21 protein-coding genes are annotated in these 22,853 nt (G+C 65.8%); 7 read left to right on the top strand and 14 right to left on the bottom strand.

Annotation, left to right across the window (positions count from 1 at the left end):
- Positions 1-46: 46 nt before the first annotated feature.
- From QF047_RS03120 to QF047_RS03090, 7 genes are all read right to left on the bottom strand, one after another.
- On the bottom strand, positions 47-676 hold the full coding sequence (locus QF047_RS03120; protein WP_307273818.1) for an LUD domain-containing protein: 630 nt from the start codon (positions 674-676) through the stop codon (positions 47-49).
- Positions 673-2,190, bottom strand: coding sequence for a LutB/LldF family L-lactate oxidation iron-sulfur protein (locus QF047_RS03115; RefSeq protein WP_307273815.1), 1,518 nt, complete (start codon positions 2,188-2,190; stop codon positions 673-675). The genes QF047_RS03120 and QF047_RS03115 overlap by 4 nt, the downstream gene beginning before the upstream one ends.
- Positions 2,190-2,993 (bottom strand): (Fe-S)-binding protein, encoded by an 804-nt coding sequence (locus QF047_RS03110; RefSeq protein WP_307273812.1) that lies wholly within the window; start codon positions 2,991-2,993, stop codon positions 2,190-2,192. Before QF047_RS03110 ends, QF047_RS03115 begins: the two co-directional genes overlap by 1 nt.
- 4 nt (positions 2,994-2,997) lie before the next feature.
- Positions 2,998-4,548, bottom strand: a complete 1,551-nt coding sequence (locus tag QF047_RS03105) for a rhamnulokinase family protein (RefSeq protein ID WP_307273809.1) — start codon at positions 4,546-4,548, stop codon at positions 2,998-3,000.
- Complete coding sequence (locus QF047_RS03100; protein WP_373427792.1) at positions 4,545-6,590, bottom strand: bifunctional aldolase/short-chain dehydrogenase; 2,046 nt, start codon at positions 6,588-6,590, stop codon at positions 4,545-4,547. The genes QF047_RS03105 and QF047_RS03100 overlap by 4 nt, the downstream gene beginning before the upstream one ends.
- 8 nt (positions 6,591-6,598) lie before the next feature.
- Entirely contained in the window at positions 6,599-7,765 is a 1,167-nt protein-coding gene (gene rhaI / locus QF047_RS03095) for an L-rhamnose isomerase (protein WP_307273803.1), read from the bottom strand.
- Positions 7,766-7,889: 124 nt separating this feature from the next.
- The gene (locus QF047_RS03090; protein WP_307273800.1) at positions 7,890-8,237 is read right to left on the bottom strand and encodes an L-rhamnose mutarotase; all 348 of its coding nucleotides are present in this window, start codon (positions 8,235-8,237) and stop codon (positions 7,890-7,892) included.
- A gap of 150 nt (positions 8,238-8,387) precedes the next feature.
- Here QF047_RS03090 and QF047_RS03085 point away from each other — a divergent pair, with 150 nt between their 5' ends.
- Positions 8,388-9,410, top strand: a complete 1,023-nt coding sequence (locus QF047_RS03085) for a LacI family DNA-binding transcriptional regulator (RefSeq protein WP_306635538.1) — start codon at positions 8,388-8,390, stop codon at positions 9,408-9,410.
- 15 nt (positions 9,411-9,425) lie between these two features.
- Here QF047_RS03085 and QF047_RS03080 read toward each other — a convergent pair whose 3' ends face one another.
- Positions 9,426-9,803 (bottom strand): STAS/SEC14 domain-containing protein, encoded by a 378-nt coding sequence (locus tag QF047_RS03080; protein ID WP_307281732.1) that lies wholly within the window; start codon positions 9,801-9,803, stop codon positions 9,426-9,428.
- A 153-nt stretch (positions 9,804-9,956) separates the two neighbouring features.
- Here QF047_RS03080 and QF047_RS03075 point away from each other — a divergent pair, with 153 nt between their 5' ends.
- From QF047_RS03075 to QF047_RS03060, 4 genes are all read left to right on the top strand, one after another.
- Positions 9,957-10,577 (top strand): AAA family ATPase, encoded by a 621-nt coding sequence (locus QF047_RS03075; protein ID WP_307273797.1) that lies wholly within the window; start codon positions 9,957-9,959, stop codon positions 10,575-10,577.
- Positions 10,578-10,653: 76 nt separating this feature from the next.
- The gene (locus tag QF047_RS03070; RefSeq protein ID WP_306635540.1) at positions 10,654-10,863 is read left to right on the top strand and encodes a hypothetical protein; all 210 of its coding nucleotides are present in this window, start codon (positions 10,654-10,656) and stop codon (positions 10,861-10,863) included.
- Between the two features lie 135 nt (positions 10,864-10,998).
- On the top strand, positions 10,999-11,496 hold the full coding sequence (locus tag QF047_RS03065; RefSeq protein ID WP_307273793.1) for a hypothetical protein: 498 nt from the start codon (positions 10,999-11,001) through the stop codon (positions 11,494-11,496).
- 100 nt (positions 11,497-11,596) lie between these two features.
- Positions 11,597-12,292 (top strand): alpha/beta hydrolase, encoded by a 696-nt coding sequence (locus QF047_RS03060; protein WP_307273790.1) that lies wholly within the window; start codon positions 11,597-11,599, stop codon positions 12,290-12,292.
- Positions 12,293-12,304: 12 nt separating this feature from the next.
- Here the strand turns inward: QF047_RS03060 and QF047_RS03055 are convergent, their stop codons facing one another.
- The 6 genes from QF047_RS03055 to QF047_RS03030 all read right to left on the bottom strand — a co-directional run bounded on the left by QF047_RS03055 (position 12,305) and on the right by QF047_RS03030 (position 17,953).
- Positions 12,305-12,949, bottom strand: coding sequence for a DUF1961 family protein (locus QF047_RS03055; RefSeq protein ID WP_307273787.1), 645 nt, complete (start codon positions 12,947-12,949; stop codon positions 12,305-12,307).
- Between the two features lie 27 nt (positions 12,950-12,976).
- A complete protein-coding gene (locus QF047_RS03050; protein WP_307273784.1) occupies positions 12,977-13,675 on the bottom strand; it encodes a rhamnogalacturonan acetylesterase in 699 nt (232 codons plus the stop codon).
- Between the two features lie 23 nt (positions 13,676-13,698).
- Entirely contained in the window at positions 13,699-14,571 is an 873-nt protein-coding gene (locus tag QF047_RS03045; RefSeq protein WP_306635547.1) for a carbohydrate ABC transporter permease, read from the bottom strand.
- Positions 14,571-15,542: a sugar ABC transporter permease gene (locus QF047_RS03040; RefSeq protein WP_306635549.1), complete on the bottom strand. Its 972-nt coding sequence runs from the start codon at positions 15,540-15,542 to the stop codon at positions 14,571-14,573. Before QF047_RS03040 ends, QF047_RS03045 begins: the two co-directional genes overlap by 1 nt.
- Entirely contained in the window at positions 15,543-17,072 is a 1,530-nt protein-coding gene (locus QF047_RS03035) for an extracellular solute-binding protein (RefSeq protein WP_307273778.1), read from the bottom strand.
- A gap of 167 nt (positions 17,073-17,239) precedes the next feature.
- Positions 17,240-17,953 carry a YesL family protein gene (locus tag QF047_RS03030; protein WP_307273775.1) on the bottom strand — a complete coding sequence of 238 codons (714 nt, stop codon included), beginning with the start codon at positions 17,951-17,953 and terminating at the stop codon, positions 17,240-17,242.
- A 239-nt stretch (positions 17,954-18,192) separates the two neighbouring features.
- Between QF047_RS03030 and QF047_RS03025 the strand changes: the two genes are divergently transcribed.
- Entirely contained in the window at positions 18,193-19,461 is a 1,269-nt protein-coding gene (locus QF047_RS03025; protein ID WP_307273772.1) for a Gfo/Idh/MocA family protein, read from the top strand.
- 15 nt (positions 19,462-19,476) lie between these two features.
- Positions 19,477-22,821, top strand: a complete 3,345-nt coding sequence (locus QF047_RS03020) for a family 78 glycoside hydrolase catalytic domain (RefSeq protein ID WP_307273770.1) — start codon at positions 19,477-19,479, stop codon at positions 22,819-22,821.
- Positions 22,822-22,853: the final 32 nt, after the last annotated feature.

Below are 22,853 nucleotides of genomic sequence, written 5' to 3'. Positions count from 1 at the left end.
CCTTTTGGTCATTGGCGGGTCTCTGGATAGCCCCGCTTGTTCTGGTTTAGCCCACGATGATGACGTCCAGGCGGCGGGGCCCGTGCACTCCCTCGACGCGTTCGAGTTCAATGTCCGAGGTTGCGCTGGGCCCGCTGATCATGGTGAGGGGACGGGTCCCGTCCAGGCGGCGGAGGGCTTCGGGCAGGATGGCGGTGACGTCGCGCAGGTGGACCACGCAGACGTGGTGGTCGGGAATCAGCGAGATCGCGCGGCGGCCCTGGTCCGGGCTGCCGTCAAGGATGATGGTTCCGGATTCGGCGACCGTCACGGCGCTGGAGGTGACGACGGCGTCAATTGCGTCGAGTTCCGCCACTGACCGAACGCCGTGCGCGCCGCCGTCGTACTTGATGCGCGTGGGATCCGTCTCCCAGGCGAGCCAGCCCGGCTCCAGTCCCGCCGGGACAACATACGTTGCGGCACCGGCCAGCAGCCCTTGGATGGTGGCCGGCACGTCCGCCGCCGCCACCACGGTGACGCCGGCTTTATAGTCCTCGAGCCGGTCCACCAGGATGTGCGTCAGCTCGTCGAAGCCCAGCTCGACGGCGGAACGGTAGCCGCGCGGAACCTCCGGCACCGCCGGGGAATCTTTCAGCGCTGTCCGGACGGCGTCCAGGATGTGCGCGCGGGCGCTCATGCGTTCTCCTCGGGTGCGTTAGGTGCCTTGCGTGCGGGTGCCCCGGTTGCCTGGTGTTCCTTGGCCCACCAGTCCCGGAAGGACTGCGACGGCGGTGCCGGGATGTCGCGGCTCTGGGTCCAGCCTGCGGCGATGCCGGGCAGTTTCTTGATCTTCTTGTCCCGGCCGGCGGCGAGGCGGCCAAGTGGGAGGAGCTTCTCGACGGCGCCGAGCCGGCGTCCGTCGGAGAGCGCCCAGGACGCTGCCTTCAGTCCGAGGTCCATCTGCGTGGGCAGGCCGCCGCGGTGGGCGTCCACGTCCTTGCCGCGCAGGTGCACCAGGATGTCCGGGATGTTGATTTTGACCGGGCAGGCGTCGTAGCAGGCCCCGCACAACGAGGATGCGTAGGGCAGTGAGCCGTTTTCCTCGGCCTGGATTCCCGTCATGAGCGGCGAAAGGATAGCGCCGATGGGCCCGGGGTAGGTGGAACCATAGGCGTGGCCGCCGGTGCGTTCATAGACCGGGCAGACGTTGATGCAGGCGCTGCAGCGGATGCAATGCAGGGCCGAGCGCCCCATCTCGTCGGCGAGGGCGTTGGTGCGTCCGTTGTCCAGCAGGATGACGTGGAACTTCGAAGGCCCATCGCCTTCGGTGACGCCCGTCCACAGTGAGGTATAGGGGTTCATCCGCTCGCCGGTGGAGGAGCGCGGCAGCAGCTGCAGGAAGACTTCGAGGTCGGAGAACGTGGGCAGGAGCTTCTCGATACCCATCACGGTGATCAAGGTCTCCGGCAGGGTCAGGCACATGCGGCCGTTACCTTCCGATTCCACCACCGCGAGCGTTCCCGAATCGGCGATACCGAAGTTCGCCCCCGAAATCGCGACCTTCGCGGAGAGGAATTTGGCGCGCAGGTGGGAGCGGGCTGCCATGGCGAGCTTGCGCGGCTCGTCGGTCAGCTCCGGGTCGACGCCGGGCATCTCCTTGAGGAAGATGTCCCGGACTTCCGTGCGGTTCTTATGGATGGCCGGGACCAGGATATGGCTGGGCTTGTCATGGCCGAGCTGGACGATGAGCTCGGCCAAATCGGTCTCGAAAGCGGCAATGCCGTGCTCTTCCAGGTATTCGTTCATGCCGATTTCCTGGGTGGCCATAGATTTGACCTTGACCACCTCGTCCACGCCTTCGGCTTTGACGAGGTCGTGGATGATGCGGTTGGCCTCGTCAGCGTCGCGTGCCCAGTGCACCACACCCCCGCGGGCGGTGACGTTGGCTTCGAACGATTCCAGGAGTTCGGGAAGGCGGGCCATGACGGCGGTCTTCAGGGCACTGCCGGCGTCGCGCAGTTCCTCCCAGTCCGGCAGCTCGCCGGTCACGTTGAGCCGCTTGCCACGGATGGTGGAGGTGGCATGCTTCAGGTTCTTCCGCAGCTGCGCGTTGCCGAGCTCGCGGCGGGCAGCGGAGGGAAACTTCTCTTCGGCGAACAGGTTGCCGGAGCCGGGCCGCAGCCCCGGCATTCCAAGCTGGGTGCGGGACATTACTTGACCACCACTTTCACCGTTTGTCCGGCCGGTCCCTGGACGCGGGCCGGTTCCTGTGCCGTGCTGGCCAGAATCTCCGCAAGGTGCAGGGTGGCTACGCCGTCTCCCTGGCGCGACAGGCCGCCGCCGATGTGCATCAGGCAGGAGTAGTCCCCGCCGGCGCACACGGAGGCACCCGTGCTGCGGATGTTCGCCGTCTTGTCCGCCAGCATCGCCGAGGAAACGTCGGCGTTCTTGACGGAGAACGTGCCGCCGAAGCCGCAGCACTGGTCGGCCTCCGGCAGGTCCACCAGCTCCAGGCCCTTCACGCCGCGCAGCAGGCCGGCCTGCCGGTCACCCAGCTTGAGCAGGCGCATGCCGTGGCATGAGGGGTGGTAGGTCACGGTGTGCGGGAAGTAGGAGCCGAGCTGCTCCGCGGGGTTGGTGACGCCCAAAACGTCCACCAGGAGTTCGGACAGCTCGTACGTTTTCTTCCCAACGGCCACCGCCCGCTCTTCGAGGCCGGCGTCCCCCGCATGCCGGGCCACCATGGGGTGCTGGTGCTTCACCGACGCCACGCAGGAGCCCGAAGGCGCCACGGCGACGTCGTAGTCCTCGGATTCGAAGGCGCGCACGTGGTTAGCCACCACCGGCACGGCTTCCTTCAAGTAGCCGCTGTTCACGTGCATCTGCCCACAGCAGGCCTGCCCGCTGGGGAAGACCACCTCGTGGCCAAGCCGTTCCAGGACCTCCACCGTGGCCTGGGCCGCGCGGGGGTACATGCCATCCACGATGCAGGTGGCAAAAAGTGCGATTTTCATTAGTTCAGTTTCTGACGGCGTGAATGGTGTTGGCGGCCTGGTCCAAGGGCTCGAACCGGCGCAGGCTCGCTCCCGCGCCGATGATCCGGCGGAGGTCCGGCAAACCGCCGGCTACAGCCCCCGCCGCCCGTGCCTGGATGAGGACGTTGCCAAGGGCCGTTGCTTCGACCGGACCGGCGATGACCGGACGGCGGGTGGCATCGGCGGTGAGCTGGCAGAGCAGGGTGTTCTGGGAGCCCCCGCCCACCACATGCACCACGTCCACTGCGAGGTCGGCGAGCCGCTCGGCGTCGCGGATGGTCCGCGCGTAACCGGCCGCGAGGCTGTCCATGATGCAGCGCGTGATGGCTGCCGGATCGTTGGGCAGCACGTCCCCGGTGCGCCGCACGGCTGCCCGGATGCGTTCGGGCATGTTGTCGGGTGCGATGAAGTAGGGGTCGTCCGCGTTGACCTGCGGCCCGCCCGGCGGCAACGCGGCCGCCGCGCCCAGCAGTGCTGTGATATCCGGCCGGAACCCTTCCTGCGCCCAGGTCCGCTGGCATTCGCTGAGGAGCCAGAGCCCGCCGATGTTGCGGAGGTAGCGGATGGTGCCGTCCACGCCGCGTTCGTTGGTGAAGTTCGCCTCGCGGCTGGCCTCAGTGAGCACGGGGTGCTTCAGTTCCAGCCCCACCAGGGACCAGGTGCCCGACGATATATAGGCGAAGTTCTCCTCCTGCGCCGGAACTGCTGCAACGGCGGACGCTGTATCGTGCGAGCCGACAGCCACCACCTTCGTTTCCTGCGGCAGCCCCACGGCCGCGGCAATCTCCGGCAGGAGGGTGCCAACGGTTTCGCCCGGCTGGATCAGCGGCGGGAACAGGTCCTTCCGCAGGCCCAGGGCGGTGAAGAACTCGGTGGCCCACTCCCCCGCGACGGCGTCGAACAGGCCGGTGGTGGAGGCGTTCGTGGCCTCCGTGCGGCGCTGTCCGGTGAGCAGGAACGCGATCAGGTCCGGGATCAGGAGTGCCTGGAGCCCGTCCAGGTTCTTCTCGGTGGCGAGCTGGTAGACGGTGTTGAACTGCAGGAACTGCAGCCCCGTGGTCCCGTACAGGCGTGCAGCGTCCAGTTTCCGGTGCACAGGCTCGACGGCGGCACGGCTGCGGTCGTCGCGGTAACTGAACGGCTGGGCGGCCAGCTCTCCTGCGCTGTTGACCAGGCCGTAGTCCACAGCCCAGGTGTCGATCCCGATGCTGGCCACATGCTCGCCCTGCACGGCGGCAACAGTGGCAGCCGCCGAGAGCCCCTTGAGCACCTCGGCGAAGAGGGCATTGAAGTCCCAGCGGAGGCCGCCGTCGATCTCCACAACCCCGTTGGGGAAGCGGTGGACCACTTCCAGCTCCACGGCGGGCTCCCCGGCGGTTCCCGCGGCGCGGACCCGGCCCAGGATGACCCGGCCCGAGGAAGCGCCAATATCGACAGCGGCGAAGACAGTGCCGGCAAACACGTTGGCGGGGCCCGCTGCGGAAACTGCCCCGGCCTGGGCCGGGGCAGTTTCGGTGGTGCGTTCGCGGCTCATCGCAGGAAGGCTGCGGCCACTCCGGCGTCCACGGGGATGTGCAGGCCGGTGGTGTGGGACAGTTCGTTGCTGGTGAGGACGGCGGCGGCGTTGGCCACGTGCTCGGGCAGGACTTCGCGCTTGAGCAGGGTCCGCTGGGCGTAGTACTCGCCCAGTTTCTCTTCGTCCACGCCGTACACGGCGGCGCGCTTGGCGCCCCACCCGCCGGCGAAGATACCGGAGCCGCGGACCACGCCGTCGGGGTTGATGCCGTTGACGCGGATGCCGTACTCGCCCAGTTCCGCGGCGAGCAGGCGCACCTGGTGGGCCTGGTCTGCCTTTGTGGCGGAGTAGGCGATGTTGTTCGGGCCGGCGAACACAGAGTTCTTGGAGGAGATGTAGATGATGTCTCCGCCCAGGCCCTGCGCGATCATGACCTTCGCCGCGGCCTTGGCCACCAGGAAGGAGCCCTTGGCCATGACGTTGTGCTGCAGGTCCCAGTCCTTCTCGGTGGTTTCCAGCAGCGGCTTGGAGATGGAGAGACCGGCGTTGTTGACCACCAGGTCCACGCCGCCGAATGCCAGGACGGCGGCGTCGATGGCGGCCGCGACCTGTGCCTCGTCCGTCACGTCAGCCTGGACGCCGATGGCAACGTCCGGTCCGCCGAGTTCTTCGGCGACCTTCTCGGCGTTCTCAAGGTTCAGGTCCGCGATGACCACGCAGGCGCCTTCCGCTGCGAGGCGGGTGGCGATGGCCTTGCCGATGCCGGAAGCTGCGCCAGTCACCAGCGCGATGCGGGTGGCGTGCGACTTCGGCTTGGGCATGCGCGCCAGCTTGGCTTCCTCCAGCGCCCAGTACTCGATCCGGAACTTCTCGGATTCCTCGATGGGGCCGTACGTGGAGATGGCCTCGGCGCCGCGCATCACGTTGATGGCGTTGATGTAGAACTCACCGGCAACCCGGGCGGTCTGCTTGTTCGCACCGAAGGAGAACATGCCCACGCCGGGGACCAGCACGATGGCCGGGTCCGCGCCGCGCAGGGCCGGGCTGTCCTGGTCCGCGTGGCGGTCGTAGTAGGCCTGGTAGTCCTCGCGGTAGTCAGCGTGCAGCTCGTGCAACCGGGCGATGGAGTCCTCGACCGAGGCGTCGGCCGGCAGGTCCAGGATCAGCGGCTTGACCTTGGTGCGCAGGAAGTGGTCCGGGCAGGAAGTGCCCAGGGCGCCCAGGCGCGGGTGCTCGGCAGCTTCGAGGAAGTCCAGTACGACGGCGTCATCACTGAAGTGCCCCAGCTGCGGCTTGTCCGTGGAGGCCAGGCCGCGGATCACGGGTGCCAGGGCTGCGGCCTTGGCGCGGCGCTCGGCCTCCGGCAGGGCGGCGTAGCCCGGCAGCTTGGAACCGAAGGGTTCGGCTTTGCCGTTGTCCGCGATGTACTTCTCGGCCTGCTCAATAATCCACAGCGAATTCTGCTCGGCTTCTTCGCTGGTGGCGCCCCAGGCGGTGATGCCGTGTCCGCCCAGGATGGTGCCGATGGCCTGCGGGTTGGCTTCCTTAATCGCGGCGATGTCCAGGCCAAGCTGGAAGCCGGGGCGGCGCCAGGGAACCCAGACCACCTTGTTGCCGAAGATCTTCGTGGTCAGCGCTTCGCCGTCCACAGCGGTGGCAATGGCGATGCCGGAGTCCGGGTGAAGGTGGTCCACGTGCGCGGCGTCCACGAGGCCGTGCATGGCCGTGTCGATGGACGGCGCTGCGCCGCCCTTGCCGTGCAGGCAGTAATCGAACGCGGCCACCATCTCGTCTTCACGCTCAACGCCGGGGTAGACGTTCTTCAGCGCGTTCAGCCGGTCCAGGCGCAGCACGGCAAGGTTCTCCGCCTTCAGGGTGCCCAGGTCTCCGCCGGAGCCCTTGACCCAAAGCAGCTGGACGTCCTCGCCCGTGACGGGGTCCTTCCCGGTGCCCTTGGCGGAGGTGTTGCCGCCGGCGAAGTTGGTGTTCCGCTTGTCCGCACCCAGGCGGTTGGAACGGGAAATCAGGTCTTCAACAGTCTTGTTACCTGTGCTTTGCATAGCGATGTTCACGCGCCCCATCCGGCTTGCTGGCCGCCTGCGCGGTCCTCGTTGATCTTCTTCTGGTAACCGCTGGCCTTGTAGGCGGCCAGCGGGTCCGCAGGCAGGCCGCGGGATTCACGCCACTCGGCCAGGACGGGCCGGACGTCTGTGTAGAAAGCGTCGTTGAAAATGCCGTTAGCCGCCAGGACATCGCCGGCACGCTGCGCCTCGGCGAGGGCCGCGGTGTCCACCAGCAGTGCGCGGGCGGTCATCTCCTGGACGTTCAGGACGGACCGGATCTGGCCCGGGATCTTCTCTTCGAGGTTGTGGCACTGGTCCAGCATGAGGGCCACACCGGAATCCTTGCCGAAGCCGCCGCCACGGATGACCTCGTGCATGATGCGGAAGAGCTGGAAGGGATCAGCGGCACCCACGATGAGGTCGTCGTCGGCGTAGAAGCGGGAGTTGAAGTCGAAGGAACCCAGCTTGCCCAGGCGCAGCAGCTGCATCACGATGAACTCGATATTCGTGCCCGGGGCGTGGTGGCCGGTGTCCAGGCAGACGAAGGCCTTCTCCCCCAAGGCCAGGGTCTGGGCGTAGGAGGTGCCCCAGTCCGGAACATCGGTGTGGTAGAAAGCCGGCTCGAAGAACTTGTACTCCAGCACCAGGCGCTGCTCATCGCCCAGGGCGGCGTAGATCTCCTGCAATGACTCGGCCAGGCGGTCCTGGCGGCCTCGGATGTCATCCTGGCCCGGGTAGTTGGTGCCGTCCGCCAGCCAGATTTTCAGGTCATTGGAACCGGTGGCGTGCATGATGTCGATGCAGTCCAGGTGGTGGTCGATGGCCCGGCGCCGAACGCCCTCGTTGGAAGAGGTCAGGGAACCGAACTTGTACTCGTCATCCTGGAAGGTGTTGGAGTTGATGGTGCCCAGGCCCACGCCCAGGCCGGCCGCGTATTCCTTCAGGGCGGCGTAGTCATCAACCTTGTCCCACGGGATGTGCAGCGCAACGGTGGGGGCCAGTCCGGTCAACTCGTGGACCTTGGCGGCATCCGCCAGCTTCTCCTGCACGGTACGCGGGGTGCCGGGAGTGCCGAACACCTTGAACCGGGTACCGGAATTTCCATAAGCCCACGAAGGGACCTCGATGGCAAGCTCCTCGAGCCTGCCCAGCGCCGTTGCTACGTCATTCATGATGGTGGTTCTTTCCGGTGTCTTGGTGTGCGGTGTCTTGGTCTGCAGTGTCTTGGTGTGGTCTGTCGTCTGGTTGGTGTTGCTGTGATGCCGCGGCCCCGCTCCTGGAGCCTCGGGCTGTCCGTCAACCGGTGGAGGATCCTGCCGCCGCCAGCTGGCTGTCAAGGTTGAAGACTTCTTCAAGGACCTGGAACCCCTCATCGGGTGCCTGGTCCGTGTTCTCGAAGAGTTTTGCCATTTCCGCCTGCCAGCGTGCGTTCACGTCAGCGAGGGCCATGCGCGCCCTGGCTGCGTCGAAGTCGTCGCACTCCAGGTAGCCGATCAGGAGCCCGTCTTCGGCCAGGAAGAGGGAGTAGTTGTTCCAGCCGGCGTCCTTTAAGGCCCGGAGCATTTCGGGCCACACGGCGGCGTGCCGGCGGCGGTATTCGTCCATCAGCGCCGGTTGGACCGACGAACGGAAGCACACCCTCATTTGGAACTCTCCTGAACCCGCGCATCTTTGAATCGTTTCATTGTTACGATTCAAAGTACTCTTGAACCTGAGTAGGTGTCAAGCATTCCTGACCCTCTTCTTCAGCAACACCGGGACGCACCGGCACCCGGTCCATCAGCACGGAGAATCATGAACCGCACAGCCAGCATCAAGGACGTAGCCAACCATGCCAGCGTGGCGGTGGGCACTGTTTCGAATGTGCTGAACTACCCGGACAGGGTCTCGCAACGGACCAAGGAACGGGTACTGCGTGCCATCGACGAACTGGGCTTTGTCCGCAATGACGCTGCCCGCCAGCTGCGCGCCGGCCACAGCCGCACCATCGGGCTCATCGTGCTGGACGTCGGCAACCCCTTCTTCACCTCCGTGGTGCGGGCCGCCGAGGATGCGGCCGCTCTCCAAGGCAGCGCCGTACTGCTGGGCGACAGCGGGCACGACGCCGGCCGCGAGGCCAATTACATTGACCTGTTCCAGGAGCAGCGCGTCCAGGGCCTGCTCATCTCGCCAGTGGGCGACGTGACCGAGCGCCTGGACCTCCTCCGCGAGCGCGGCGTGCCCACGGTCCTGGTGGACCGGCTGGCGGACGAGGAAAAGTTCAGTTCAGTGGCAGTTGACGACGACGCCGGCGGGTACCTGGCTGCCCGGCACCTGCTGGACACCGGCCGCCGTCGGCTCGCCTTCGTGGGCGGCTCCACCTCCATCCGCCAGGTGGCAGACCGCCTGCAGGGCGCCCGGCGGGCCGTAAAGGAAGAACCGGACGCAACACTGGAGGTGCTGTTCTCCGATGGCATGACTGTTTTGGCCGGACGCAGCGTGGGCGACACGTTGGTGGAGCGGGACCGCGCGGACCTGCCGGACGGGATCTTCTGCGCGAACGATCTCCTGGCGCTGGGGATCATGCAGTCGCTCACCATGACGCACACATTCCGGATTCCGGAGGATATTGCCTTGATCGGCTATGACGATATCGACTTCGCCGTCTCCGCAGTGGTGCCGCTGTCCTCCATCCGGCAGCCCACCGAAGCCCTGGGCCGGACAGCTATCGAGCTCCTGGCCGAAGAGGTTGAGGCCCAATATCCCCGGCACCGCGCAGTCATCTTCACCCCGGAACTGGTGGTCCGGCAGAGTACCGGGGCGCCGTCCGCGGACTGATACGCGCCGAACCGGCTACTCGTTCTCCTGCTGCAGCCACTTCATCGACTCGATCCTGGACGTGAAGAAGCGGGTGGGGCAGGGCGGGATGTGGACGCCCAGGAAGAAGTTCGCCAGGATCCGGTCCACGGGGCTGGCCCCCAGGAGGGCGATCCGGTGTGCGGCGCAGGGGATGGAAAATACGGAACGTGCCGCCCTGGTGACTGATTCCGTGGTGGCCATGTCCACCAGCATGGGGTGGGTCTTATCCCCCGCTATCGCGTTGACGGCCGCCATGGCCGCCTTGGCATCCTGTTGTTCTATCCGGACCTTGGGTTCCCAGATGAGGTGGATCACGCCGTCGGAACGCAACACCACGGTGCCCTTGCCGCCATCAACCGTTACAGGCTCCATGCCCTGCTCCCCTCCCTGTGCAGACTTCCCCATTCTGCTCCTCCTTTGAGTTCCCGGATCCAACTTAGACCAGCAGCGGATTCCCTGCGCACTCACAGCCTCTCCCCAGACTTCCCGAACCGAAGCCACAAGGGCGGCCGGTATGAAGGAGACATGACACTTCGCGGAAAGCCGGTACCGGCACTTATTGTCCTGCTGGGGATCGATGGTGCCGGCAAGTCCACGGCTGCCCGGGAAGTGGAAGAGCTGCTTCCGGGCACACCAGTGCTGGTCCTGGGCAACTACTCGGGGCGGAAAACCATTTCGGCACTGGCGCAGCGCTTCGGGGTGTCTTTGCCAGTCCATGTTGCGGATGTCCTTGAAACCACAGTCCGGGTCTTCAATGTCCTGCTCAACCACCTGCGGGCGGCACGGTTCGACGGCGTGGTCATCATGGACCGGCACCTGTACTGCCAGCTGGCGCTGCGGAAAGCCCGCGGGATCCGCAGGAGCCGGGCGCTGTCAGCGCTGTTGCGGTTGCTGCCGCCCGCCCAGGCGGTGGTCTACTTCGACGTCACCGCTGAACAGGCGCACGGCCGGATCATGCTGCGGGGCGAAGACCAGGAGGACCTTGAGGACCTTCAGAAGTTCCGCTTGGGGTACAGCGCGCTGGCCTGGTATCCGGGTTTCACCAGGATTGATGCGGGCGGCACCACGGCGGACAGCACCCTGCAGTTGAAGCAGATCATCGCCGGCATGACGGCGTCCGCTGTGCCCCTTGCCCGGGGCCGATAGTCTCCGTTTCGAATCATTTGCGGCAATCCGTGTCACTGCTCTTGTGGGCCGGGGGGAGCAGAAGCAAGGATTGGTTATGGAAGACCTGCGGCACACCGCCAGAGCCCTGCTGCAGCGGAAGGATCTTGGGCTGATTGATCTCTGGGTTCTCTACTGGAACCATGGCGGGCACTGCCACCCTTTTGATTTTGATGCGTTTATCCACGACGTGATGCCCGCTGCCTGGTTCGACATGGCGGCCCTCCAGGTTGCCGTGGAGGAACTGTCCTTCGAGGCCATTGCCTAAGCAGCCCGGCACCGCCGCAGCCCCTAGCGATTTCACCGCCGGTGGGTGGACGCAGGTTAGGGCCTCCGCTTTGCTGGGTACCTATCCGGGATCAACGATTCCAGGTACGCCCGAAGCGGATTGGAGCAGCAGCACATGCATGATGAGACGAGGGGACGGCGGCTGCTGGCGGCTGCAGGAAAGGGCGCGGTGTGCGGCCTCGCCGGAGTCGCAGTGATGACTGCCGGCGAGAAAGCCGAGCAGATCTTTACGAGGCGGCCCAATTCCTATGTACCCGCAAGGACTCTACTAACGCTGTTGGGCAAGAGGCCGATGCAGGCGGAGAAACCTTTTATGTGGAACCACCTGATGCACTGGGGCACGGGAGCGGTGCTGGGATCCCTCCGTGGGATGTGGGCCGCCACCGGCATCCGCGGTCCCTTGGCCAACACCAAGCACACAGCCGTGCGGCTTGCCTTTGACCAGACCCTTGAGAATGCCACTGGGACAGGTGCACCTCCTACAACCTGGACGTCCCGGGAACAGGTGGTTGATGTCCTGCACAAAGCCGTCTACTCCATCGCAACAGGCGTTGCCGCCGACCGCTGGATTCCGCCCCTGCTCGAATCGCGAAAAGGGACCACCAGCCACTAAGGGCAGATGTGACGGGAAGATGGCTAGTCGACGCAGCTTCGTGGTTGGTGCGGGAGCGCTGGCAATGGCTGCAGCGCTCTCAGGCTGTTCTGGAGAAGAAATGGACCGTCCCAAAGAAACGACGCTGAATTTCGCTGCCCTGAGTGCCAGGCCCGGAAACGAGCCCGGGCAGGCACCTGCTCCCGGGCAGCAGGGCCTGGGCTTGGAGCCTGTACGGGACACGCTGCTCTACGTCCCGTCCGGGCTGCAGCCCGGCCAACCGGCCCCGCTTATCTTCCTGCTGCACGGCGCCGGGGGTGAAGCGGCCGGAGGTTTATCGCTGCTGTCCGCCTTCGCCGAAACGCACAAAATCGTCCTGGCGGCACCATCTTCCCGGGGCTCAACCTGGGATGGTGTCCGGGGAGCCTTCGGCCCCGACGTGCAGACGATCAACCGGGCCCTGGAACGGATCTTCACACTGGTTTTCATAGACCCCGGCCGTATCGCCGTAGGTGGCTTTTCGGACGGGGCTTCCTACGCGCTGGCCCTTGGCTTGGCCAATGGTGACCTCTTTTCGCGGGTCATTGCTTTCTCTCCGGGATTTGTCCCGCCCGTTCCGCGCAGCGGCCAGCCCCGGATCTTCGTTTCCCACGGAGACAGCGACAGCGTCCTGCCAATTGACCGCACCAGCCGCCGGCTGGTGCCAGTGCTCGAGGCAGGCGGCTACGACGTCACCTACCGCGAGTTCTCCGGACCGCACACGGTACCGGCAGGCATCGCCCAGGAAGCGGTCGACTGGCTGGGCTGGCAAAGTTAGCGGAACCGGGACCTAGACTTCTTCGACAAGAAGGTTCCGGTAGGCCCCGCGGAGCGGAGCCATCTGCCGGAATCCCAGGTAGCCTCCGCCGAGCACCTTGGCCGACGGGTCCTGCCAGTCGAACAGTGGGAGACCGTTGATGGAAAACGCTACCCGCGGTCCGTCCTTCACCACTTCCAGCCGGTAGAAGTCCATGGCGTCCTCGGCCGGCGGCAGCGGATCCGCGCCCTGGGCCACCAGCTCAAAGCCGGTGCTCTTGCGGAGGTTGCAGGTGCGGAAAGCCCGCTCGGACTCGTACTTGTGCCGGAAGAAGGACACGTGCAGGGCGTCGATGTCGCCGGAGTGGTACTGCGGGTAGTAGCCCGTCCGGCCGGCGAGCGCCGGGGAGAACAGGTCCTGTCCGCCGTGGCCGTTGGCTGCGAAGAACAGCATGGCCAGCCCGGGTTCCTCAAGCGGCAGGAACTCCCAGCTGATCCTCACCCTGTCCGGAAACTCCACCGGACACCAGAAGGTCCAGTGCGCGTGCTCCCCGAATTCCTCGTCGTCCAGGGACCCGGACAGCTCGAGAGCCCCGCAGTGGCTGCCCAGCCTCAGCGGCCCTTCGGCCACCCAGTTTGCAACGTCGTCCGGACCGGTGAGGGCATTGCGGTAAAGCACCTTCGTTCCGACGCCCGCGGCCCCCACCTAGCCGCGTCCCGCCGTCGTACCTGACATCTCCGCCAACTCCCCCGGCACCAGCCCGAGCGCCTGAAGCTGCCCGGCGACGTGCCCCGCCACCAGCGCGGCGCCCTGCTGTGAGAAGTGCGTGTTGTCAGTGAGGCCGTCGGGCCAGAAGGCGTGCGTCCCGGCGGCAAAATGGCAGAAGAGGGCTTTCGAACCGTCCCGCCCCAGCCGCAGGTACAGGCCGCGGGTCCAGGCGTTCAGGTCGATCACCGGCACCCCCAGCTCCAGCCCGATCTCCCGGACAACTTCCGGATAATCCTCCAGGCTCTCCTCCAGGACAACGCCCGACGACGACGCGTCCAGGAAGTGCCGCCGCTCCACCGACGTGCACAGTACAGGCAGCCCGCCCAGGGCCTGGACCTCCGCCACCATGGTGCGCAGGTTGGCGGCGTAGCCGGTCCGGGCCGCCAGGTGCGGCTTCTTCTGGTCGTTGTGGCCGAACTGGATCAGTACCAGGTCGCCGCTGCCCGTCTCCGCCAGCAGCCCTTCCCACAGCCCCTCGTCCCGGAACGATTCGGTGCTTGCACCGCCCTTGGCGAAGTTGTGCACGGCGGCCCGGGTGTAGACGTGCGGGGCCAACTGGGCTCCCCAGCCGCTCATGGGGTATTCGTGCGTGGGACAGTTGGCCACCGTGGAGTCTCCGGCGAGCAGGATTTTCATGCTGTGCTTTCTGTGGGGGTGGGTCAGCCCTTGACGGAGCCGATGAGCATGCCCTTGGCAAAGTGCTTTTGCAGGAACGGGTAGAAGATCAGGATGGGCAGGGTGGCCACCACAATGACGGCGAACTTGATGCCCTGTTCCGGCGGGACATAGGCGGGGTCCACGTTCCCGGTGCCCAAGAGGTCCGATGCTGCCGTGACCTGCCGCAGGTACATCTGGAGCGTCCACTTGGAGTTGTCGCTGAGGTAGAGCAGCGGTGACATGAAGTCGTTCCAGATGCCCACGGCGTAGAACAGGGCAAAGGTGGCGAGGACGGGTTTGGACAGCGGGAGCAGGATCCGCCAGAGGATCCCGATCTCGGTGGCGCCATCCATCTTGGCCGATTCCTCCAGCTCGGCGGGCAGTTCCTGGAAGAAGTTCTTGATGATGATCAGGCTGAACGGGTTGATGGCCGCCGGCAGGATCAGCGCCCAGTAGGAGTTGAGCAGGCCCAGGTCCTTGACCAGCAGGAACGTGGGGATCATCCCGCCGGAGAACACCATGGCGAAGACCACCAGGGACATAATGACGTTCCGTCCCCGGAGCGTTTTCTTGGCCAGCGGGTAGGCCATGGTCACGGTGAAGGCGAGCTGGATCAGGGTGCCCACGGCAGTGACCAGGATGGTGGTGACCAGCGCCCGGATGAAGGCAGGGGTGGAGAAGATGTATTCGTAGGAGCCCAAGGTGAACTGCTCGGGCCAGACGAAGAACGCGCGCCGGGTGATTTCCGCTTCATTGGCGAAGGACCCGGCGATCACGTAGATGAACGGCAGCAGGGTGATAATGCCGATCAGGGACAGGAAGACGTAATTGGCGGCGTCGAAGACCCGCCCGCCGGTGGTGTTGTGGATCTTCATTAGAACAGTCCGCTCTGGTTGAAGCGTTTGGCCAGGGCGTTGGTGCCGAAGATCAGCACGATCCCCACGAGGGATTTGAAGAGCCCGACGGCGGTGGAGTAGCTGTAGGCGCCCTGGGTGATGCCCACGAAGTACACATAGGTATCGAAGACGTCAGCCACTGACCTGTTCAGGGCGTTGGTCATCAGGTAGATCTGCTCGAAGCCTGTGTTCAGCATCTGCCCGATGGCCAGGATCAGCATCACGATGATGGTGGAACGGATCCCCGGCAGGGTGATGTGCCAGACCCGGCGGAACCGGCCGGCGCCGTCAATGATCGCCGCCTCGTACTGGTCCTGGTCCACGGTGGCCAGCGCGGCAAGGAAGATGATGGTGCCCCAGCCGGTGTTTTTCCAGATTTCCTGCAGCACGATCAGCGGCCGGAACCAGTTCGGATCGGACAGGAAATCGATGTTGGTCCCCATCACCGAGTTCAGGAACAGGAACAGCGGGCCGAAGTCCAGGGCGAACAGCAGGAAGCTCAGGGACGCCACGATGGTCCAGGACAGGAAGTGCGGGATGTAGACCAGCGTCTGGACGGTGCGTTTGAGGATCGACAGCCGGACCTCGTTCAGCAGCAGCGCCAGGACGATGGTCAGCGGAAACGCGATGCCCAGGTTCAGGAACGCCAGGATCAGGGTATTGCCCAGCAGCCGGGGGAAGTCCGGGTTGGAAAAGAAGTCCTGGAAATGCTCGACCCCCACCCACTTGCTGCCGTTCACACCCAGGAACGGCACATAGTCCTTGAAGGCGATGGACACCCCGTACATGGGTCCGTACCGGAAGACGGCGAAGTACACCACACCGGGCAACAGCAGCAGGTACAGCCACTTGTAATGCGCAAAGTGGACGGAGAACTTGCCCCGCTTCCGGGGAGCGGACGCGGTCTGCTCCCGCTCCCCGGCCTGGGTGTCAATGACAGGGGCTGCCATTTACTTGTTTTCCTGCCAGAGCTTGTTGATCTCTTCCTTGACCTTGTCGCCTCCGCTGGTGTTCCAGAGCTTGATGGCGTCCTTCAGGCCCTGCTCGTCGATCTGGCCGGCCAAGTACTTGATCCGGGCGTCGGCGACGATGTTGTCCAGCTGCGCGCCCTTGGCCACATAGGTGGCGGAAACGTAAGGCGCCGCGGGGTTGTAGACGGCGTCCTTAAGGTTTTCGGCCATCACGTCGGTGCGCTTGTCGAAGACCTGCTGTTCGTAGTCGCTGGGCTGCTTGACGGGGTAGAACTCGTTGCCGGCCACGTTCATGCCGAGCTGTGCATAGCTCTTGATGTCCGTGTTGACTGCCTTGCCTTCCGCGGTCTCGGGCTTGATGGTGGCGGCCTTGCCGTCCTCCACAGTGAAGTTCACGCCTTCGATGCCGTTGTTCATCAGCACCGCAACGTCCTTGCCGTTCATGGTGTTCAGGAACTCGAGCACCGTCTTCAGTTCGGCTTCGGTGCGGACGCTGGACTTGGGGATGGCAAGGAAGCCCGAGTAGCCCTCGGTGGGGTGTGCGCGGAGCTCTCCGTCCGGGCCTTCGAGGTTGCCCACAAAGCCCACTTTGTTCTGGAAGTTGTTCGGGTCAGCCTGCTTGAACAGGTTGATCAGGACGCTCACCCGGGAGTCGACGTCCACAATCATGCCGCCCTTGCCGTTAATGAAGGGTTCGTTCCACTTGGTGGGATCAAACGTGGCGAAATCGGGGTTGATGAGCTTTTCGTCCACCATCTTCTTGATAAACCGGTCAGCCTCAAGGAATTCCTCGGTTTCGAAGCTCGGGATCAGTTTCCCGTCCTTCTCAGTCCAGCGGTTTCCGGCGCCATACCAGGTCTCGATGAAGTCATAGGGGCTGTAGGTGCCCAGTGCGCCCCATTTGGGGATGGTGATGCCCCACGTGTCGTTCTGGCCGTTGCCGTCCGGATCCTGCTCCGTGAAGGCCTTGGCCACCTTGTAGAGGTCCTCGGTGGTCTTCGGCGGCTGAAGGCCCAGCTTGTCCAGCCAGTCCTGGCGGAACATCACAGCGGTACGCATCGGGGCCCGGCCGCGGTAGACCCCGTAAACCTTGCCGTTGATGCTCGCGTTTTTCTGGATGTCCGGGTAGGTGGTTTTCAGGTTCGGGTACTGATCCAGCTTGTCCGTCAGGTCCCAGAAGGCGCCCGCTTCGGCATTCTTCACGAAGCCTGGCGTCTTGCCCTGGATGACCATGACGTGCGGGATCTCAGAGGAGGCGAGGGTGATGTTGGTCTTGTCCTCGTAGGAGGCGTTGGGAGCCCACATGATGTTGATGTCCTTGCCCGTCAGCTCCTCGAGCTTCTTCTGCACGGCACCGTCTGCCGACGGCGGCTGGGCTTCAAGGAAGGGCGCCATCACGTTCACGGTGGAAATGTCAGCGGACTGCGTTTCGCCTCCGCCGCACGCCGTCAGGGTGAGCGTTGCGGCAGTAACGACGGCGGCAGCCAGGGAGAGTTTTCTGCGGATCATTTTGTTCCTTTTCCACTTCTTCGGGGTTGGTTTTGCTTTTGCGGGCAGCATTCAGCCGCAGCAAAAAGATCAATGTTGGATCAAGCTGAGCGGGCGTTGGGCGAAGGTGACCGGTTGGAGCGCCTTCTGAACGCAGCTTGGGTGGCGGACGGGTGCCGGGGCCGGGATTATCCCTTTGCGGTTTCGAGTGCGCCGTACAGTGGTCTGGCCGGAATGGCAGAGGCGGTCTCCTGGAGGCCGGCAGCCTGATGTTGTTCGCCAAGGGCGGCCATGGACTCATCATTGGCCGTGAAGAAGCGGTCGCACAGCCATCCTGTAAGGAACAGCCAGGCTCCCACGCTGAAAAACGGGATCAGGCCGGGGACTGCGCCACTGGCGTAGACCACGGCGGCGGATACGAAGAGCAGGATGACTGTCCCTGCCAGGTGCCGCACGGCGAACCGCGATGACATCAGGAAGTACTGCGCCACGGGCAGCTCGTACCGTGCGTACATCGGGAACAGGTAGCAGACAACGCCCGCCAGGAAGATGGCCCCGACGAACGTGGCTGCCGCGCCCAGCTGGGACGCAAGGTCACCGCCGCCGGAGAAGCGGTTCCAGTTCATGGTGAGGGCTACAGCTACGCCCATCACCGGTAACGCCAGCGCGTTGCCGCGGATGAAGTTACGCGCATATTCCCGGGCAAAACCGGGCAGGAGCCGGGCCGCCCCGCCGGTGGCCCTTTTCCGGACCAGGATCTGCGCCGCAGCCGTGGCAGGGCCTGCTCCGAGGACGCCAAGGCCCAGGACAGTAAAGGCAATCCACAGCAGGTTCAGGCAGGCAATCCAGAGGAGCGTGTCAAAGAACGAGTAGGCACGGGCGCTCCACGAAGACGTAGGCATGGCACGGCTCCCTTCGGTTCTCCATCGTTGCAGAAACGGGGACATCAGTGGTCCGCGTCACGTAGTAATCGGTTTCTCGAAAATCTAAACCCCGCCTCCGGGGTAGGTCAAGCCAGTTTTTGAATCGTTACATAGCTGGACGGAAAGCAAGGTGGTGCTACACACTGGGTAGTGGAAAGCGCTTGCCCTCGTGGCGGTGCCGAGGAATACCGTGCCCTGTCGGGGCAGAATGGAGCATCATGGGAACGCCAACCGGCACCGACGCCGGGATTCAGTCCCGCGACCTGAGCACCCCGGAACCCGGCCCTTATCCTGCGACGGCGGGCGCGGCCGCGCTGGACGTGGCCGAAGGCCCCGCCGCCAAGGTGGCGCTGGTAGGCGTCCACGGCTTCGGCAGCCACCACCTGCGGAACCTGGAACGCCTTCAGGCGGCCGGCGTCGTCGACCTCGTTGCCGTGGCCGATCCCAGTCCCCCTGCACCCGGCTCGGTTCCCGAAACAGCACACGTCTTTCCGGGCCTTGCCGAACTGCTGGCGGAGACCAGCGGCCTCGACCTCATCATTGTTGCCACCCCCATCCAGACCCACGCACCGCTGGGCCTGGCAGCCCTGGCCACCGCCGCGGACCTCTACCTGGAAAAGCCGCCCGTCGCCTCGCTGGCGGACTTCAACCGGCTCTGCGACGCTGCCGCCGTCTCAGGCCGGAACGTACAGATCGGGTTTCAGAGCCTAGGCTCGCACGCCCTCCAGGCCATCGAAAAGCTGCTCGCGGACGGCACTATCGGGACGCTTCAGGGCATCTCGGCGACCGGCCGCTGGGTCCGGGACCGGGCCTACTACAAGAGGTCCCGCTGGGCCGGGAAACGCACCATCGACGGTGTGGACGTGGTGGACGGCGTGGCTACCAATCCCTTGGCACACGCGGTGGCGACAGCGCTGCGGATTGCCGGGGCACGCATCACCGCAGACATCGCCTCCCTGGAAACGGAGCTTTACCGGGCCAACCAGATTGAGTCCGATGACACCTCGGTGATCCGGATCCGCACCAGCTCAGGCCTGCCCATCACGTGTGCCCTGACGCTGTGCGCCACCGAATCGGTGGAACCGTACGTAACCCTCCGGGGCTCCGCTGGCACCGCCGTCTTCCACTACACCGAGGACCGGCTGACCGTTGAGACGGCGGCCGGACGTACGGAAGAGGTCCTGGGCCGGGACGACCTGACGGAGAACCTGCTCGCCCACCGCAGCAGCGGTGTCCCGCTTCTCAGCCCGCTCCTGGACAGCGGCGCCTTTATGCTCGTGCTGGAAGCAATCCGCACGGCGCCGCTGCCCGCCCCTATCGACGGGAAGTACGTCCGGTGGGAGGGCGAGGCAGAGGCAGCGCATGCAGTGGTGGTCGACATCGAAGATGCACTGGAACGCGCCGCCGGCCAGCACGCCACCTTCAGCGAGCTGGGACTCCCCTGGGCCACGTCCGCTCCGCACGTCTTCAACCTGCCGGCCTCCTGAATGCCGCGCCCACCCGTGGCTGAGCAGCTGACGTCCGTGCTCGTTTCGGGCCAGCTCCACGCCACGCATTTCACCACAGACGGGCTTTCCCCCTGCCTGACGGCGCGGCCACGGCCGTCCTTCAGCTGGGAGCTCGGCCAGCCCGAAGGCGCCGATCCATCGCGGGCCCGGCAGACCGGCTACGAACTGGTGGTCGAGGACAGCGCGGACTCGCCGTTATGGAGTTCGGGGCAGGTAGCCGCAGCCCGATCTTCGGCCGCGTATGAGGGGCCGGCGCTCGACGACGATACGGACTACGCCTGGCGGGTGCGGGTGTGGGACGCCGCAGGGATGCCCGGCGACTGGTCACAGCCGCAGCAGTTCAGTACCGGCCTCACGGACGCCGGCTGGGGCGCCCACTGGGTCCACCGCGCTCCAGGCGGCCGCCCGCCCCTGGAAGTTTTGGACGGCGCACTGCGCGTGGCCGGTTCACCGTTCCTGCCCGTCCCTTCGCCTCCCCTTAACCACTTCCGGCTGGACGCCCGCCTCCGCCCGGCGATGGGCATGGCTGGTCTGCTTCTCCGGACCACAGGCCCCGGAACGGGTTTGTTGCTGGAGCTCAGTGCCGCCGGCAGCCTGGTACTTCGCCACGCCGCCGAGTGGGAGATCCCGGCCGCCTCGGCCCCCGCCACGGAGATCCTGGCCAGTGCAGACCTGCCCGGCACGGACTCCACTGGCGCAATTACGGAGTGGCGCGAGCTCAGCGTCACCGATGATGGAGAGACCATCACCGCAGCCGTGGACGGCCACCAGCTCCTGGTTTTCAACGAGCCGTCGGTGCCCGGCACGCAGGGACGGGTTGCCCTCCACCAGGCGCCGCGGAACCAGGCGGAATACGCGTCCCTCCGCATCGTGGACACCTCCGGCGGACATCCCGGAGTGCCCGCCCTGGACCATCAGTTCGACGGCGGCGCGGACCTTGCCCACGCCTATCACGCGCACTGGGCCGGCACCACGGCCCACCGCCAGCCGGATGAGTGGACACTGTTCGGCACCACCATCACGCTCACGGGAACAGTGGCCCGGGCGCGCCTTTTTATGGCGGCGCACCACCACGCCCAGCTCTCCCTGGGCGGGACCCGATGCCTCAGCACCACGTCCTTTGGCTACCCGGGGGAAGGGTATTACGACGCCGCCGACGTCACCGCACTGCTCGCCGGGCTCGCGCCGCTGCCAACAGCCAAGCGGGACGCGGCAGCCACGGCGGATACCACTGAAGTGCCCCTTACGGCGCTGCTCCACTGGTACGGCCCGGGCCAGGGCAGGGCTGCCGGGCTTCCCGGCCTGCTGGTCCGCCTCAGCGTTGATTACGCAGACGGGCGCCGGGAGGTCTTCGCGTCCGGTCCGCACTGGTCGGCCACCGAAGCGCCTTACCGGCAGTCGGGCTACCGCAATGACGAGGGCGATCCCGTGGAGCACCTGGACGGGCTGGCCGCCGCAGCCCTGCCCGCCGTCGAACAGATGCCCCCGGCACTGAGCTACGGCAGCCACCCCTGCCCCGAGTTCCCCGCCTTGCACGCGCGCCGGACAGTGCTGATGGAAGAGTTTGTGGCGCCACAGTCGTTCCTGACGGCCGACGACGGAACGTTGGTGGCGGACTTCGGCCAGGTCATTCCAGGCCGGCCGGAAGTGGACTTCCTGGACGGCATTCCCGGCCGCGCCGTGATGATCCGCGCGGGATACGTCCTGCGGACGGACGGCAGGGTGGACGCCGGGAAGACGGCCAGCCAGAACACGGACATGTCCTTTCCCTATACCCAGACGGTGGGGCCGCAGCAGTACCGGGCCACAGTGCACCTGGGCTTCCGGTACCTGGAACTGCCCGGTGTGGAGGCCGCTGACCTGACCCGGGTCGGCGCCGTGGTGGTGCATGGCCGGCATCCGGGCGAGGGCAGTTTCACCAGCTCCGATGAGACCCTCAACGCCGTGTTCCGGCTGCTGCGGGACTCCGCGCTCTACGGCGTGCAGGAACAGTTCGTGGACACACCCACCCGGGAGAAAGGCCAGTTCCTGGCCGACGCCGTCAATATCTCCTATGCCACCATGTCCCTCTTCGGCGAGCATGCCTACACCGCACAGGCGCTCCGGGAGTTCGGCTGGTCCGCGGCGCGTTACTGGAACAGCGGCGAAGACAAAGGCCGCTACAACGCCGTCTACCCCAACGGGGACGGCAAACGCGACATCCCCGACTTCTCCCTGATGATTCCCGAATGGGCCGAGGAGTACTACCACCGGACCGGGGACCTGGCGCTGGTCACCGAGCTGCTGCCGCACCTCTACGAGACCGCGGACTACGCCTTGCGGTACATCCCGGCGGACGGTCCGACGGCGGGGCTGGTCACCAGGCTGGGCGGCGGCTCTGGCCCCTACCTCCACGGCATTGTTGACTGGCCGGCCCCTGGCCGCTTTGGTTATGACATGGACTGCGCGGCCAAAACCACCGTCAACGCCCAGGCCTACTCCGCGCTAATGTCCACGGCCCACCTCTGTGCCGCCGCCGGACGGGACGATGCCGCAGTCACCTATGCGCGGCGGGCCCGTGAACTTGCCGCGGCCATCCGCACCCGCCTGCGCGTTGACGGCGTCATGGTCGACGGCTTGCAGGCCGACGGGACACCCAGCACCCACGCGTCCCAGCACGCCACGTCCTTCCCGCTCTCCTTCGGGATCACCGAACCGGAACATGCCCAGGCCGACGGCCGGCGGATCGCCGCCATGGGAATGCGGCAGGGACCCTTGACCGTGCACCGCCTGGTGCGTGCGCTGCTCTTGCAAGGCCTGACCGATGCCGTCCTCGACCTCCTGACCAGCAAGGACCAGCCCGGGTGGGCGCAGCTCCTGGAGCGTGGCGCCACCTTCACCTGGGAGGCCTGGGACCTGGTGGAGGGGACAGACTACAGCCAGTCCCACGCCTGGTCAGCCTCGGTGGTCAAGGAGATCCTCGAACACCTGCTCGGCGTCCGGTACAGCTCGGCGGGCGGCTCCGACCTCGTCATCGAACCGCCGCTGTGCCGACTGGAACATGCCCGCGGCACGGCGCCCGTGGGCAACGGCAGCGTGGAGGTCAGCTGGAACCGGACCGGCGGCCAGGTGCAGCTGGAGTGCACAGTACCCGCCGGAGTCACCGCGGTAGTCAGGCTGCCGGCCGGCACTTACCGGATCCAGGGCCCGACGGCGGAGGCCGCCGTCGACCGTTCAACTGCGGAAAGTGCCGCGAAGGTCAGCATGCATTCCGACGGCGGGCCGGCTGGCACCGCAGCCAAAGTGAACTTCCGCATCCATTCGGGCACCTGGACCTTCACGCCCTACGGGCGGTCTTGACCCCTCCGGCGCCCAAGTGAGTAGCCGTAAGT

The sequence above is a fragment of the Arthrobacter sp. W4I7 genome (assembly GCF_030816215.1).
Lineage (GTDB): Bacteria > Actinomycetota > Actinomycetes > Actinomycetales > Micrococcaceae > Arthrobacter > Arthrobacter siccitolerans_A.
This window is presented reverse-complemented; position numbering and strand designations above follow the sequence as displayed.

What these genes read in the sequence shown, in the direction of transcription:
- QF047_RS03120 (WP_307273818.1), bottom strand. Translation starts at nt 676, where the DNA reads ATGAGCGCCCGCGCGCACATCCTGGACGCCGTCCGGACAGCGCTGAAA.
- QF047_RS03115 (WP_307273815.1), bottom strand. Translation starts at nt 2,190, where the DNA reads ATGTCCCGCACCCAGCTTGGAATGCCGGGGCTGCGGCCCGGCTCCGGC.
- QF047_RS03110 (WP_307273812.1), bottom strand. Translation starts at nt 2,993, where the DNA reads ATGAAAATCGCACTTTTTGCCACCTGCATCGTGGATGGCATGTACCCC.
- QF047_RS03105 (WP_307273809.1), bottom strand. Translation starts at nt 4,548, where the DNA reads ATGAGCCGCGAACGCACCACCGAAACTGCCCCGGCCCAGGCCGGGGCA.
- QF047_RS03100 (WP_373427792.1), bottom strand. Translation starts at nt 6,590, where the DNA reads ATGCAAAGCACAGGTAACAAGACTGTTGAAGACCTGATTTCCCGTTCC.
- rhaI (WP_307273803.1), bottom strand. Translation starts at nt 7,765, where the DNA reads ATGAATGACGTAGCAACGGCGCTGGGCAGGCTCGAGGAGCTTGCCATC.
- QF047_RS03090 (WP_307273800.1), bottom strand. Translation starts at nt 8,237, where the DNA reads ATGAGGGTGTGCTTCCGTTCGTCGGTCCAACCGGCGCTGATGGACGAA.
- QF047_RS03085 (WP_306635538.1), top strand. Translation starts at nt 8,388, where the DNA reads ATGAACCGCACAGCCAGCATCAAGGACGTAGCCAACCATGCCAGCGTG.
- QF047_RS03080 (WP_307281732.1), bottom strand. Translation starts at nt 9,803, where the DNA reads ATGGAGCCTGTAACGGTTGATGGCGGCAAGGGCACCGTGGTGTTGCGT.
- QF047_RS03075 (WP_307273797.1), top strand. Translation starts at nt 9,957, where the DNA reads ATGACACTTCGCGGAAAGCCGGTACCGGCACTTATTGTCCTGCTGGGG.
- QF047_RS03070 (WP_306635540.1), top strand. Translation starts at nt 10,654, where the DNA reads ATGGAAGACCTGCGGCACACCGCCAGAGCCCTGCTGCAGCGGAAGGAT.
- QF047_RS03065 (WP_307273793.1), top strand. Translation starts at nt 10,999, where the DNA reads ATGCATGATGAGACGAGGGGACGGCGGCTGCTGGCGGCTGCAGGAAAG.
- QF047_RS03060 (WP_307273790.1), top strand. Translation starts at nt 11,597, where the DNA reads ATGGACCGTCCCAAAGAAACGACGCTGAATTTCGCTGCCCTGAGTGCC.
- QF047_RS03050 (WP_307273784.1), bottom strand. Translation starts at nt 13,675, where the DNA reads ATGAAAATCCTGCTCGCCGGAGACTCCACGGTGGCCAACTGTCCCACG.
- QF047_RS03045 (WP_306635547.1), bottom strand. Translation starts at nt 14,571, where the DNA reads ATGAAGATCCACAACACCACCGGCGGGCGGGTCTTCGACGCCGCCAAT.
- QF047_RS03040 (WP_306635549.1), bottom strand. Translation starts at nt 15,542, where the DNA reads ATGGCAGCCCCTGTCATTGACACCCAGGCCGGGGAGCGGGAGCAGACC.
- QF047_RS03035 (WP_307273778.1), bottom strand. Translation starts at nt 17,072, where the DNA reads ATGATCCGCAGAAAACTCTCCCTGGCTGCCGCCGTCGTTACTGCCGCA.
- QF047_RS03030 (WP_307273775.1), bottom strand. Translation starts at nt 17,953, where the DNA reads ATGCCTACGTCTTCGTGGAGCGCCCGTGCCTACTCGTTCTTTGACACG.
- QF047_RS03025 (WP_307273772.1), top strand. Translation starts at nt 18,193, where the DNA reads ATGGGAACGCCAACCGGCACCGACGCCGGGATTCAGTCCCGCGACCTG.